The 13,188-nt window shown below is 74.9% G+C and carries 12 protein-coding genes; 5 read left to right on the top strand and 7 right to left on the bottom strand.

Annotated elements, in window-relative coordinates; translation table 11 throughout:
- Positions 1 to 3: 3 nt before the first annotated feature.
- Positions 4 to 597 carry a TetR/AcrR family transcriptional regulator gene (locus ACIP60_RS06090; RefSeq protein ID WP_282204641.1) on the bottom strand — a complete coding sequence of 198 codons (594 nt, stop codon included), beginning with the start codon at positions 595 to 597 and terminating at the stop codon, positions 4 to 6.
- Between the two features lie 120 nt (positions 598 to 717).
- On the opposite strand from ACIP60_RS06090, the gene ACIP60_RS06095 reads away from it, so the two are divergent.
- Complete coding sequence (locus tag ACIP60_RS06095; RefSeq protein ID WP_400680554.1) at positions 718 to 1,383, top strand: peroxiredoxin-like family protein; 666 nt, start codon at positions 718 to 720, stop codon at positions 1,381 to 1,383.
- Between the two features lie 294 nt (positions 1,384 to 1,677).
- On the opposite strand, the gene ACIP60_RS06100 is transcribed toward ACIP60_RS06095, so the two are convergent.
- A complete protein-coding gene (locus tag ACIP60_RS06100; RefSeq protein ID WP_199527986.1) occupies positions 1,678 to 2,358 on the bottom strand; it encodes a helix-turn-helix transcriptional regulator in 681 nt (226 codons plus the stop codon).
- A gap of 545 nt (positions 2,359 to 2,903) precedes the next feature.
- Here ACIP60_RS06100 and ACIP60_RS06105 point away from each other — a divergent pair.
- The 4 genes from ACIP60_RS06105 (at position 2,904) to ACIP60_RS06120 (ending at position 7,151) form a co-directional block, all read left to right on the top strand.
- Positions 2,904 to 3,701, top strand: coding sequence for a TIGR03084 family metal-binding protein (locus ACIP60_RS06105; protein ID WP_233533374.1), 798 nt, complete (start codon positions 2,904 to 2,906; stop codon positions 3,699 to 3,701).
- Positions 3,702 to 3,869: 168 nt separating this feature from the next.
- Positions 3,870 to 5,165 carry an ABC1 kinase family protein gene (locus ACIP60_RS06110; protein WP_400680557.1) on the top strand — a complete coding sequence of 432 codons (1,296 nt, stop codon included), beginning with the start codon at positions 3,870 to 3,872 and terminating at the stop codon, positions 5,163 to 5,165.
- Positions 5,162 to 6,253: an NAD-dependent epimerase/dehydratase family protein gene (locus ACIP60_RS06115; RefSeq protein WP_400680559.1), complete on the top strand. Its 1,092-nt coding sequence runs from the start codon at positions 5,162 to 5,164 to the stop codon at positions 6,251 to 6,253. The genes ACIP60_RS06110 and ACIP60_RS06115 overlap by 4 nt, the downstream gene beginning before the upstream one ends.
- Before the next feature lie 106 nt (positions 6,254 to 6,359).
- Positions 6,360 to 7,151: a maleylpyruvate isomerase family mycothiol-dependent enzyme gene (locus ACIP60_RS06120; protein ID WP_400680562.1), complete on the top strand. Its 792-nt coding sequence runs from the start codon at positions 6,360 to 6,362 to the stop codon at positions 7,149 to 7,151.
- A 168-nt stretch (positions 7,152 to 7,319) separates the two neighbouring features.
- Here ACIP60_RS06120 and ACIP60_RS06125 read toward each other — a convergent pair whose 3' ends face one another.
- The 5 genes from ACIP60_RS06125 to ACIP60_RS06145 form a co-directional block, all read right to left on the bottom strand.
- Positions 7,320 to 8,102, bottom strand: a complete 783-nt coding sequence (locus ACIP60_RS06125) for a helix-turn-helix transcriptional regulator (protein ID WP_400680564.1) — start codon at positions 8,100 to 8,102, stop codon at positions 7,320 to 7,322.
- A gap of 341 nt (positions 8,103 to 8,443) precedes the next feature.
- Positions 8,444 to 9,592 carry a carboxymuconolactone decarboxylase gene (locus ACIP60_RS06130; RefSeq protein ID WP_400680567.1) on the bottom strand — a complete coding sequence of 383 codons (1,149 nt, stop codon included), beginning with the start codon at positions 9,590 to 9,592 and terminating at the stop codon, positions 8,444 to 8,446.
- Positions 9,593 to 9,880: 288 nt separating this feature from the next.
- Positions 9,881 to 10,759, bottom strand: a complete 879-nt coding sequence (locus tag ACIP60_RS06135; RefSeq protein WP_199846898.1) for an SDR family NAD(P)-dependent oxidoreductase — start codon at positions 10,757 to 10,759, stop codon at positions 9,881 to 9,883.
- The gene (locus ACIP60_RS06140) at positions 10,756 to 11,391 is read right to left on the bottom strand and encodes a carboxymuconolactone decarboxylase family protein (RefSeq protein ID WP_400680569.1); all 636 of its coding nucleotides are present in this window, start codon (positions 11,389 to 11,391) and stop codon (positions 10,756 to 10,758) included. The genes ACIP60_RS06135 and ACIP60_RS06140 overlap by 4 nt, the downstream gene beginning before the upstream one ends.
- A gap of 222 nt (positions 11,392 to 11,613) precedes the next feature.
- The gene (locus ACIP60_RS06145) at positions 11,614 to 13,161 is read right to left on the bottom strand and encodes a GMC family oxidoreductase (RefSeq protein WP_400680572.1); all 1,548 of its coding nucleotides are present in this window, start codon (positions 13,159 to 13,161) and stop codon (positions 11,614 to 11,616) included.
- Positions 13,162 to 13,188 lie beyond the last annotated feature (27 nt).

A 13,188-nucleotide genomic window follows, 5' to 3' on the forward strand; every position in this document is an offset into this window, starting at 1 on the left:
CCGTCAGGCGGGGCGGGCCACCGCGGTGATGGCCGCGGTGACGGTGGCCTGCAACTGCCGGGCGTCCGCCCCGGCGCGGGAGCGCAGGTTCACCCCGTGGGCCAGCAGGGCCAGGACGTCGGCGGCCGGGCCCGGGTCGGTGTGCGCGGCGAGCTGGTGCTGCCGCTGCGCCGACACCAGGGCGGTGTGCAGGGCGGTGCGCAGCCGCTGGTGCTGCCGGTCGAGGACGGCCCGCACCGCGGGGTCGGCGTTCTCGCTGCCCGCGTGGGCGTTGGAGAACATGCAGCCCCACCGGGCGAACTCGCCGGTGCAGCGGGTCTCGACCAGCCCGGCGAAGAACTCGCGGACGGCCGGCAGGCCGCGGTCCCCCTCCTCCAGCGGCCGGAGCAGCAGCCGGGAGCGCTCCCGGGCGTAGCGCTGCAGCGCGGCGCGGTAGAGCTCCTGCTTGCCGCCGAACGTGGCGTACAGGCTGGAGCGGTTGAGCCCGGTGGCGTTGACGATGTCCTGGATGCCGGTGGCGGTCACGCCCTGCCGCCAGAACAGGCGCATCACGGTGTCGAGCGCCGCGTCCGGATCGAAGTGCTTGACGTCCGCCATGTCCCCACCACCCCGTCTCGAACCGTCGGTTCCAAGATATCCGGATCCGCCCTTGACCGGGGGAGCGCCCCTGCCGCTATCTTGGAACGGCTGTTCCAGGATGACCGCGGGAGGGGACCGATGAGCGTCAACGCCGAACTGCGCGCCTTCTACGAGCGCCGGCAGGAGCAACTGCCCACCGAGGTGAGCGAGGTGATGCAGCGGGCGACCCGGGAGCTGGCCGCCTCCGGGCAGGCCGACCGGGCGCTGGCCGCCGGGGCGCGGGCGCCGTCCTTCACCCTGCCCTCGGCCACCGGCCGGAGCGTCGACCTGGCCGCCCTGCTCGCCGACGGCCCGGTCGTGCTGACCTTCTACCGGGGCGCCTGGTGCCCCTACTGCAACATCGCCCTGCGCTCGCTCCAGCAGCACCACGCGGCCATCGCGGCCCGCGGCGCCCGGCTGGTGGCCGTCTCGCCCCAGATCCCGGACGAGTCGCTGTCGCAGGCCGAGAAGAACGGGCTGGACTTCGAGGTGCTGAGCGACCTCGGCTGCGACACCGCCCGGCGGTACGGCCTCGCCTTCGACCTGCCGGAGGACCTCGCGGCCGTCTACGCCCGGGTCGGCATCGACCTGGACCGCTCCCAGGCGGGCCACCCACGCACCCTGCCGATCCCGGCGACCTACGTCATCGACCGCGCGGGCACGATCCGCTGGGCCTTCGTGGACGCCGACTACACCGCCCGGGCTGAGCCGGCCGACGTCCTGGCGGTGCTCGACGGGCTCGACGGGCCGGACGGGCGGGGCTGACCGGCGGGACCGGTCGGCGCTACCGATCGGCCGCCGTCGCATCGACCACGTCCTACCGGTGGCCACCGGACGTATCCGGAGACGAACTCGGGGTGATCGGGCACCCGGCCGGGAAGCCCCGGCCGAGTGCCCGCGCGGACGCCCGGCGGCCCGATCGACGGCATGTGCGTCGAGGCCATTCCGGAGGGCCGGGAACCGGGGGCGGGGATTCCGGTCGTGTCCGGACGGTACCGGGGAGGCGGGGCGGGGAGAACCGGCGGGCATCGGGTGATTGTTCGATCGATCCGGTGGTTTCTAGCGGGTGCCGGCCCGGCTCAGGCGCCTGGCCCCGTCCAGCTCCGGAAGGGCCAGCAGGATCGGCAGGTCGAGCCGGGTCACCTCGCGCAGCTGGACGTCGGTGCTGTAGGCGCGCCCGCCCCTGGCTCTGACCGCCCAGCCCGAGCCGACGAGTCTGGGCGGACGGATCTGGTGCCGGGGGAAGGCGTCGTCCGTGGCCACGGCCGCCGCCCGGATGAACCACAGCCCGTCGGGGACGTGCAGGTGGAACGGCCGGGCCTCGTCCAGGATGTCGCAGGCCTGCGGGTAGCCCTCCACGATCGGGGTGTTGAACGCGCCCACGTAGACCCGGACCGGGCCGACCTCGAAGGGGAAGTGCAGCTGCCCGGTGACGGAGGACAGGCCGTGCCCGGCGCGGGCGGTCGGCGGGACGAGCGGCGGCAGGTCGTCGTCCTGGGCCAGCGCGCGGTAGCGGGTCGGCGAGACGCCGACGCTGCGGGTGAAGCGGCTGGTGAAGGTGCCCAGGCTGTTGTAGCCCACCCGGTAGGTGATGTCGGTGACACTGTCCTGCGTCTCCAGTAAATGCTGCTTGGCCATGAAGATGCGGATCGCGGTGAGGAATCGGCCGGGCGAGGTTCCGGTCAGCTGGTTGAAGATCCGGGAGTAGTGGAATTTGCTGTAGGAAGCGATTTCGGCCAATTCCTCAAGGGAAATCGGATCCGCGTGATTCTGCCACATCGTCCCTATGCTCCGCTCTATTGCCGCCGCAATCGACATTCGGATATCCCTCACCTGGGCTCGTTGTCCGCTCGCTCGCCTTGCCTTGGATCGGTGGTCCGGCTCGGACCTTGACGGGGACACGGCAGAACCGCCCCGGGTGCGGGGCGGACGGGGTGGCCCGGTCCGCGCTGAACTGGCGCCTCGGAGGCCGGACGGCCCGGGGGCTCCCTTATTCGGCACGTTCCTCCCCGGCTCGTCGGAACCACTCGTCGGAACCGGCCGCGAAGCACTCGGCCGGCTTTGGTCCAGACACATCGTTTTGCCAATGCGTGACTATTGCACCTCCTGGATTGCGGTCTGGGTCAAGCGGCGGAATTCAGCCACCGGCAGCGGTGCCCTATACGCCCCCGAACGCCCGCCGCCGGCTACCGGCGGCACGCACGGAGAAGCCCGCCCCGGAGCGTCCCCGGAAAATGAACGCGGGACCGGATTGAACGCGCTTCACCGGGGAAGGGAATGCTGACATGACCGCAATGCAGGACGTCCGCGCCGACCTGGCGGCGGAGGGGTCCGCACTCGCCCGGCTGGTCTCCGGCCTGCCGCCCGACCGGTGGTCCGCGCCGACCCCGGCCGCGGGCTGGACGGTCCGGCACCAGGTCGCGCACCTGGCGCTCGTCGCCCGGCTGGTCGACCTCGCGGTGCGCGACCCGGCCGCCTTCGCGGACGAGAGCGCCCCTGTCCGGGCGGACTTCGAAGCCGGCATGGCGGCCCTGCTCGCCCGGCACCTCGCCGAGCCCGCCCCCGAGCTGCTGCGGCACTGGGCCGAGTGGCGGGCCGCCGCCGAGCGGGGGCTCGCCGCCGCGGACCGGCGCCGGACGGTGCCCTGGCTGGCCGACCCGCTGCCGGTCGGCGTCCTCGCCGCGGTCGCGCTGACCGAGCTGTTCGCCCACGGCCAGGACGTCCACGACGCCCTGGGCGTCCCGTACCGCTTCACCGACCGGATCGGGCACGTCGCCTTCCTCGGCACCAGGACCAGGGACCTCGCCTACCGGGTCCGCGGCCTGGAGCCGCCCGCCGAGCCTTTCCGGTTCGAGCTGACCGCCCCCTCCGGCACCTCCTGGACCTTCGGCCCCGAGCAGGCCGACCAGCGGATCAGCGGCCCCGCCGCCGACTTCTGCCTGCTCGTCACCCGGCGCCGGCACCGCGACGACCTCGCGCTGAGCGCCGTCGGCGCCGCCGCCGACCACTGGCTGGGCATCGCCCAGACCCACCCCGGCCCGCCCGGCGGGGGCCGCGCGCGCATTGGGCAATATCGCGGATAGCAGGCCCGGTCGGCGGCCTGGTTTCCTCGCTGTCGGGCCCCAGGGTCCGTCTTCGCACCCCCGCCCGCCCCACGGCACCCGGCACGCACCGGACACCGCGGGGCCGCGCCGGGGGTGCGGAGACGGACCCCGGTACGGCCCACCCGCCACGAGGGACCTGGAGGCACCGTGCCGGAACGACGCACGCGTGGGTGGCTGCTGATCGGCCGGGCCTGCGCCACCACCGCCATCATCGCCGGACACCTGATCGCCGCCCTGCCGCTGCTGGCCACCCGCCGCGGCCGGGCCCGGATGGCCGACCGGACGCCGCGGCTGCTGACCGCGCTCGGCCCGTTCTTCGTCAAGGCCGGACAACTGGTCAGCACCCGCCGCGACCTGCTCCCCGAACGCTGGTGCGACGCGCTGGCCGAACTGGCCGACGAGGTGCGCCCGCCGCGCCGCGCCGCGGTCGCCCGCACCCTCGCCGGGGCCGGACTCACCGACGCCTTCGCCGAGTTCGACTGGGAGCCGGTGGCCTGCGGCAGCATCGCCAGCGTCCACCGCGCCCGGCTCGCCGACGGCACCGAGGTCGCCGTCAAGGTGCAGCGGCACGGCATCCGCCCGGTCCTGGAGGCCGACCTGCGGCTGGCCCTGCTCGGCGCCCGCGCCGGACGCGTCCTGCCCGGCATGCGCGACCTGCCCGCCGAGGAGATGATCGGCCAGCTCGGCGGCGCCGTCCTGCACCAGCTCGACTTCACCGCCGAACGCGACGCCCTGCTCCTGCTGCGCGCCAACCTCGGCGGCCACACCGACCTGCGCATCCCGGCCCCCGTCGAGGGCCTGTGCGCGCCCGGCGTGCTCACCATGGAGTTCGTCCCCGGCCTCGGCCGCTTCCGGCCGCTGGGCATGACCCCCGAACGCCGCCGGGAGGTGGTCCGCGACGTGCTCCGGGCCGTCTACCGGATGCTCTTCGTCGACGGCCTGGTCCACTGCGACCTGCACCCCGGCAACCTCTGCCTGGACGCCGAGGGCCGGGTGGTCGTCCTGGACGCCGGGTTCGTGGTGCAGCTGCCCGACCCCGTCCGGCGCTCCTTCGCGGGCTTCTTCCTCAACATGGCCCAGGGCAACGGCCCCAGGTGCGCCGACATCGTGCTGGCGAGCGCCGCCCGGCTGCCCGCCGACCTCGACCGCGAGAGCTTCCGGACCGCGGTGACCGCGCTGGTGGACGAAGCCTTCGGGGCGCTCTCCAAGGACTTCGAGCTGGCCGCGTTCGCCCCCCGGCTGTTCAAGCTCCAGCGCGACTTCGGGGTGTTCGCCGCCGCGGAGTTCGCCTTCCCGCTGCTGTCGCTGCTGGTGCTGGAGGGGATGATCAAGGAGTTCGACTCCGAGGTCGACTTCCAGGCCGAGGCCGTCCCGGTGCTGATGGCCTCCTTCGCCAAGGACGTCGAGCTGGACGCCGCCCGCACCCCGCAGGACCGGGCGTGAACGCCGCGGCGCCGGGCACGGGCCCCGCCGGACGGGCCGGGGGAGCGGCCGGCCCGCTGGTCGCCGTCACCGGGGGCACCGGCTTCCTCGGCGCGCACACCGTCGCCGCCCTCACCGCCGCCGGGGCCCGGGTCCGGCTGCTGGTCCGCGACCCGGCCCGGACGGCCCCCGCGCTCGGCCCGCTCGGCGTCCCCCCGGACACCGTCCGGACCGTCACCGGCGACGCCACCGACCCGGCCGCGGCGGCCCGGCTGTGCGCGGGCGCGGACGCGGTGCTCCACCTCGCCTCGGTCTACTCCTTCGACCGCCGCCGCCGCGCCGACATCGCCCGCACCAACGTGCTCGGCACCGAGACCGTGCTGCGGGTCGCGGTCCGCTCCGGCGCCGGAGCGGTGGTGCACGTGTCGACCGTCGGCGCGCTGATCCCCAGCGCCGACCCCGAACTGCACGCCGACAGCCCCGTCGGACACCCGGCCGAGCCCTACCTGGCCAGCAAGGCGGAGTGCGAACGGATCGCCCGGCGGCTGCGCGACGGGGGCGCACCGGTCCGGATCGCCTACCCGCCCGCCCTGCTCGGCCCGCACGACCCCGGACTCGGCGACCAGACCGGACGGCTGCGCGACACCCTGCGCGGCCTGATGCCGCTCTGGCCCACCGGCGGCTTCCCGCTCGGCGACGTGCGCGACACCGCCGCCGCGCTGGCCGCCCTCGCCACCGCGACGGCCCCCGACACCCCCGACCGGGTCTTCACCCCCCACCGCTACCTCACCACCGCCGACTACCTGGCGGCCCTGCGCACGGCCACCGGCCGCGCCCTGCCCGCCGTCCGGCTGCCCGGCCGGGCGATGCTCCCGGCCGCCCGGCTCGCCGACCTCCTCCAGCGCTGGTGGCCCTGGCACATCCCGGCCGAGTACGGCGCCGCCTACACCTGCGTCCACGCCGCACCCGTCGCCCCGGCCGCCCCCCTCGGCGGCCCGGCGGCCCGCCCGGTCGAGGAGACGATGGCCGAAACCGCCCACTGGCTGTACCGGACCGGTCTTCTGACGTACCGTCAGGCGGGCTCGGCGGCCGAACGGACCGGACCGTGACGGCGGCGCCGCACCGCGCCCGCCCCGCCGTCCGTCCCGCCGTCCGCCCCCGTGCCCACTCCTGTGTCCGCCCCTGCCGCCCCACCCCCACCCCGAGGAGACGACCGTGACAGCGGAACCGACCCAGCAGGACGCGTCCGTGCCCGCCCAGACCCCGCCCGCCCAGACCCCGCCCGCCCCGACCCTGCACGCCTCGACCCCGCCCGCTCCGACCCCGCACGACCCCGCCGAGCAGCTCGCGGCCTACCGGCGCAGCCGGGCGGCGATCGCCGCCCTGGCGTCCGGGCTGCCTGACCCGGCCGCCGTCGGGGTGCCCGCCTGTCCGGACTGGAGCGTGCGGGACCTGATCGGGCACCTGGTGCACATCTGCGAGTCCTTCGTCGCGCTGGAGGACAGCCAGATCGACCTGGCCCCGCTGACCGGCGCTCCGGCGGCCGAACTGCTGGACCGCTGGGAGGAGTTGGACGGCGCACTGCCCGCGGCCCTGGAACGCACCCCTGAGCTGCGCCGACGCATCCTGCTGCTCGACGTGTTCTCGCACGAGCTGGACCTGCGGCTGGGCCTGGACGTGCCCGCCGAGCCGACCGCCCACCCCGCCTTCGACGGCGCGCTGGACCTGTCCACCATGGGCTTCGGCCTGGCGGTGCACGGCGGCGGGCTGCCGGCGCTGCGGATCGAGACCCCCGGGCGGGCCTGGGTGGTGGGCGAGGGCGACCCCGCCGCGACCGTGCGCGGGTCGGCGGTGGACGTGTTCCGCTCGCTGACCGGCCGCCGCACCCGGCCGCAGATCGAGGACCTGGAGTGGTCCGGCGAGCCGGCCGGGAAGTGGGCGCAGGCGTTCGCCTGGGGCCCGTTCGCGCCGCCCGCGGCCGAGGTGGAGCCGCTCGTCGGACGCTGAGCGGGACGGGACCACCCGCGGCGCGGCGGAGGGCGCGGCGCGGGGGAGGGTGCGCGTCGGAGGGGGACGCGCACGACGGAGGGGCGGGACCGCTGTCCGGCGGTCCCGCCCCTCTCGCCGCGCGGCGGCCCCTCGCGTCCCGGTCGGCCCTCACCTCCCGGTCGGCCCTCACCTCCCGGTCAAGGAGGGCACCCGCAGCGCGACGCCGTCCGGCCCGGGGCGCTGCGGGGAGTCCAGCCCCGGCAGGGCCAGCAGGATCGGCAGGTCCAGCGCGGTGAGCGGACGGGCGGCCAGCCGGACCGGGGCGTTCTCGTGACCGTGCCGCACCGTCAGCTCGGGGCCCGAGGCGACCAGCAGCGGACGCCGCTCCCACGGCGGCGCCGGGAAGTCGCTCGCGGCGACCACCGCCGCCCGGAGGAACCAGACGCCCTCCGGCACCCGCAGCGTGAACGGGCCGGGCCCGTCCAGGATCTCGCAGGCCACCGGTCGGCCCTGCACGATGGGCTCGCGGAACGCGCCGATGTAGATCCGCACCGCGCAGCCGGTCTCCGGCGAGCGGATGCTGCCCTGCACCGTACAGCTGCGGCGCTCGCCGCCCGGGTGCGCGGTGCCGGCGCCCTCGGTCAGCCCGGCCCGGGCCAGCGCCCGGTAGCGGGCGGGGGAGAGGCTGACGCTGCGGGTGAAGCGGCTGGTGAAGGTGCCCAGGCTGTTGTACCCGACGCGGTAGGAGATCTCGGTGACGCTGAAATCGGTCTCCAGCAGCATGGTCTTCGCCTGGTGCAGGCGGACGGCGGAGAGGAACCGTCCCGGCGAGGTGCCGGTGAGGTTGCGGAACACCCGGGAGAAGTAGAACTTGCTGAGGATCGCGGTGTTCGCGATCTCGTCCAGCGAGAGCGGCTCCTCGTATCTGTCCCACATGGTCGCTATCGCGCGTTCAACAGCGATCTGCACAGCGTCTCTCCAAGTTCGTCGACGGGTTCGAGGGCGGCCCGGGAAACTCCGGGGAATCCGGGGAGTTCCGGGGGAATCCGAAAGAATCCGAAGGAATCCGAAAGCTCTCCTCCGGCCGGTTCGGTGCCGTTCTCCGGAGGCGGACCTGGGGGTGCGGACATCGGTGGAACCGCGCCTCCCGGCGCGTGGAGAAACCGCCGGGTCGGGCGGGTTCCGCGGCCCGACCGCCGGAATTCCCGGGTGCCGGGAAATCCGTTCGGCGGTCGGTTCGGTGCTCGGTGCTGCGCTCGGTTCGACGGACGGACGGACGGTCGGTGCGGATCGGTGGTCGGGCGGCCGGTTCAGCCGTCGGACAGCAGCTGTCCGACCCGGCGCCGGGCCGCCCGTTCGCTCGCCCAGGCGCAGGCGGCGAGGATCTCCCGGTCGCCCGCGCCGGCCTGCCGGGCGGCGGCGACCACCCGGTCGTCGACCCGGTAGGAGGCCAGCGCGGTGAGCAGCGCGAGTTCGCCCACCGGGCGTTCGCCCGGCGGGAGTTCCGCCAGCGGCGCGTCCAGCCAGGCCCGGCCGAGGCCGGGGTCGGCGCCGTCCCAGCGGGCCAGCGCCTCGGCCACCACCGCCCGGACCCGGGCGGGCAGCAGGGCGGTGCCGACCCGGTCGACGGCCGCCGCGCTGCGGGCCAGCGCGTCGGCGATCCGCGGGTCGGCCGCGGCCCAGGCCAGGTCCGGCGGCAGCGGGGCCGGCGGCAGCAGCGAGAGCGAGGCGCCCGGTGCGGCGTCCGCCCGGGCGGACCCGCGCATCAGGCCGACCAGCACCCGCATCACCGGCCCGAGCGCCCGCACGGGGGCGTTCGGCGGCAGCGGGTGCGGGCCCAGGAAGACGTTGACCACGCGGTTGAGGTACTGCAGGCAGAGCGCCGTCCCGGCCAGTTCCGGGAGCAGTTCGGGCGGGAACGGCGGCGCGCCCCCGGTGCTGATCCACGCGGTCAGCCGCTCGGCGTCCGACCCGGGCCGCTCGGCGTCCGCCCCGGGCCGCTCGGTGCCCGACCCGGGCCGCCCACCGCCCTGGTCCGGCCGCGAGCCGTCCGGCCCGGGTGGCCCGCCGTCCCGCTCCGGCCGTCCGGCACCGTCCCGGCGGCCCGGCAGCGGGCGCAGCGAGAGCGAGTCGAGCATGGTGCCGTGCACGGTGGTGCAGAACGGGCAGCGGTTGCCCGCCGAGACGGCCGCCGCCACCGCCTCCTTGGCCGTCCGCGGGGCGCGCCCCGCGACCAGCATCGTCTCGCGCAGCGTCGTCCAGGACGCGGCGAGCAGTTCCGGCACCGGGGCGTGCAGCGCCACCGGCGGGGCCAGCACCCCGAAGTCCCGTTCCAGCTCCCGGTAGACCCGGGCGGTGTCGCCGGCGGCCTCGCCGAACCCGACGGTCGACAGGTGCCGGACCTGGAGCAGGGAGAGCCCCCGGAGCGGCGCCTGGACGAGGCGCCGTCCGCCGCTCACGGGTTCGTCCCCGATCCGGCCCGCGGGCCGCCGGGGTGTGCCGCTGCCTCGTCACCCGCAGGCATCCGCGAGTCCTCCTTCGGCTCGTCGACCTCTTGCGTGGGTCTCTTCCGTCGGTGCTCCACCCGATCGTGGCATTCGGAGCGGGTCCTTCCTTCTCCGTCCTTGCGCTGTGCCCCGGCCCGGGCCGGTCGAACCCCGCGGCCCGCCCCGGGCCGGGCCCGAGCGGGCCGGAGCGGCGAGGACCGGCCAGCGCCGACCCGGGGCGGGCGCGGGCGCGGGCGCGGCCTAGGGGATCGGGAAGAACGCCCGGACGAAGCGCTCGAAGAACGCGTCGCCGATGGTCCAGCGCATCCGCGGCAGCAGCCGGGACGGCATCCCGATCCGGTAGCGGATGCGGGGGCGGTCGCTGGTGACGGCCTTCTCGATCACCTTCGCCACGGTCTCCGCGCGCACCGCCATCCGGCCGCGGCCGGTGGGGTTCTCGGTCTCCCGGTAGGCGCCGTGCCAGTCGACGAAGTACTGCCAGAACTCGTCGTACAGGCCGGTCCGCTCCTGCCCGGTCATGCCGAGGTCGGCGACCGAGGTCGGCACGAACCCGCCGAGCACCGGGGACGGCTCGATCAGCACCACCTTGATGCCGTCCCGGGCCACCTCCAGGCGCAGCGAGTCGCTGACCGCCTCCAGGGCGTGCTTGGTGGCCTGGTAGTAGCCGCGGCCGGGGGTGGCGAACTGGCCGAAGATGGACGACATCATGACCACCCGGCCGCCGCCCTGCGCCCGCATCCCGGGCAGCACCAGCTGGGTCAGCCGGCACAGCCCGAACAGGTTGGTCTCGAACTGGCTGCGCACCTCGTCGATCGGGGTCTCCCCGATGGTCCCGTTGAGGCTGTACGCGGCGTTGTTGATCAGGGTGCCGACCGCGCCGTGCTCGGCGCTGATCTTCTCCACCGCGGCGGCCATCGACTCCTCGTCGTTGACGTCCAGGTGCAGCACCCGGATGCCCTCGGCGGCCAGGTCGGCCAGCGCCTCGGGACGGCGGGCGGTGGCGTAGACCGGCAGGCCGGCCCGGTGCAGCCGCAGGGCGGCGGCCCGGCCGGTGCCGGAGGACATGCCGGTGCTGGAGGAGGCGCCGGTCAGCAGGATCGCCCGCGAGCGGCCGCTCACCTGCCCTCCGCCAGGCGCTCGGCGGAGACGGTGGCGTCCTCCGGCTGCGAGGCGATCCGGCTGCGGGTCACCGAGTTGCCCAGACCCAGGCCGTCCACCAGGCGGTTGATGAAGGCGAACAGGGCGGCGGTGAAGACCGCCTCCAGCATCTCCCCGTTGCTCCAGCCGGCCGCCTCGGTGGCGGCCCAGTCCTCGTCGGTGATCCGGAAGGCGCCGGTGCCGACCTTGGTGACCAGGCGCATCAGCACCTTGGTGCGCTCGTCGATCGGCAGCTCCTCGACCGAGGCGGCGCCCTCGATCGCGTCGGTCAGCTCCTGCGGGCCGCCGAACTGGGCCAGGAACCAGTTGTGGGTGCCCACGCAGTAGGGGCAGCCGTTGACCCGGGAGCTCCAGGCGGAGATCATCTCGCGGGTCGCGCGCGGCAGCACCCCGTCGTTGAAGACCCCGCCGTAGCCGGCGATCACCACCTCCAGCAGGTCCGGGCGGCTGGAGACCAGCCGGAACATGTCCGGGACGAAGGGGATGCCCATCCGCGACTTGATCGCGTCGTACAGCTCCTTCGTGCGGCCCTCGGCCGCCGCCTCCTCGACCAGTGGGACGCGGACCGTGCTCAGCACGTTCGGATCGGTCATGGGTGATCGCCCTCCCTTTCGACGGTGCGGCCGCCCGGCGGAATTCCCCGAAATGCCGGGGGAATGCGCGAAATGCATTCCCGGCGGGCGGCGGCGCGGTTTTCCCATGGTGGCAGGAATGGGCCCGGGCTCTCGTCTCCCAGATTGCCCTGGGTGGGCCGGGCCCGGGAACTGCGACGGCCGCCCCGGGGGAGCGGGGCGGCCGTCGCGGTGCGGGGTCGGTCACTCGGCGCGCAGCCAGTCCGCCAGCCGCTCGCCGATCATGGTCGAGGTGAGGTTGGTGTTGCAGTTGACGATCTGCGGCATGACCGAGGCGTCGGCCACGTACAGCCCCTCGACGCCGTGCACCCGCAGCCGCTGGTCCACCACCGCGCCCTCGTCCTCGGCGGTGCCCATCCGGGCGGTGCCGACCGGGTGGTAGCCGCTGTCCAGGCTGGTGCGGACGTACTGCTCGACCATCGCGTCCTTCTCGACCAGCCGGTCGCTCAGCACGATGTAGCCGTCGCCGCGCGAGGCGATGCCGGGGTGGTTGGCCAGCTCCCAGCAGGTGCGCACGCCCTCGACCAGCTTCTCCAGGTCGCGGTCGGTGGAGAGGAAGTCGAGCCGGATGTCGGGTCCGGCGGCCGGGTCGGTGGAGGCCAGCCGCAGCCGGCCCACCGACTCCGGCTGCTGGTCCACCACCATCACGCCGAAGATCATCGGCGCCTGGGCGAGCATCTGGAGCTCGGGGAAGAGCGTCAGGTCGAAGTGGTTGACCATGTAGTACTGCAGGTCGTTGAAGTCCGCGGAGCCCTTGGAGGTGGTCCGCACCATGGTCTGCAGGAACGGCACGTCGGTGGAGACCTCGCCGTCCTTGGGCCGCAGGAAGACGCCGGTGCGCGGGTGGTCCTGGAGGTGGGCGCCGACGCCGGGCCGGTCGAGCCGCACCCGGATGCCCAGCCGGGTCAGGTCCTCGGCCGGTCCGATGCCCGAACGCATCAGCAGCGTCGGGGAGTTGACCGCACCGGCGGACAGCACCACCTTGCGCGCCCGCAGCTCCTCCGGCACTCCGCCGCCGGCCGCGGCCAGCACGCCGGTCGCGCGGTCGCCGTCGAACAGCACCTCGTGCACCAGGACGCCGCCGCGGATCGCCAGGTTGGGGCGCGCCCGCACCTCGGGCGTCAGGTAGGCCATCGCGCTGGAGACCCGGAAGCGCGGGTCGCGGCGGTTGGACGGGATCGGGCCGATGCCGGTCGCCTCGGGGTGGTTGTGGTCGGCGACCTCGGGGAACCCGGCCGCCAGGCTCGCCTCGGTGAAGGCGGTCTGCAGCGGCGTGGTCTCCGCGGGCTTGAAGCGGCGGATCGGCACCGGGCCGCCGCTGCCGTGGTAGCGGTCGGAGAAGTCCAGGTCGTCCTCCAGCCGCCGGTAGTACGGCAGCACCTGCTCGTACGTCCAGGCCGGGTTCCCGGCCGCCGCCCACCGCTCGAAGTTCTCCGGGACGCCGCGCAGGGCGATCGTCGCGCCGACCGCGGAGGAGCCGCCGGCGATCTTCCCGCGCGGGAAGATGATCCGCCGGCCGTCCAGGATCTCGGCGCGGAAGCGCCAGTCGTGGGCGTGCATCGACATCGCGTTGCCGTCGGTGATCTCGTGCGGGATGTCGGCCCGGTCGGGAAAGTCCGGACCGGCCTCCAGCAGGAGCACCGAACGGCCGGGGTCCTCGCTCAACCGGGCCGCGAGGGCGGCGCCGGCCGAACCGGACCCGACGACTATCACGTCATACGTGTGCACCATGGATTAAACCTCGCCAGACGGGGATTC

This window comes from Kitasatospora sp. NPDC088783 (genome assembly GCF_044750705.1).
In the GTDB taxonomy this organism is placed as follows: domain Bacteria; phylum Actinomycetota; class Actinomycetes; order Streptomycetales; family Streptomycetaceae; genus Kitasatospora; species Kitasatospora fiedleri.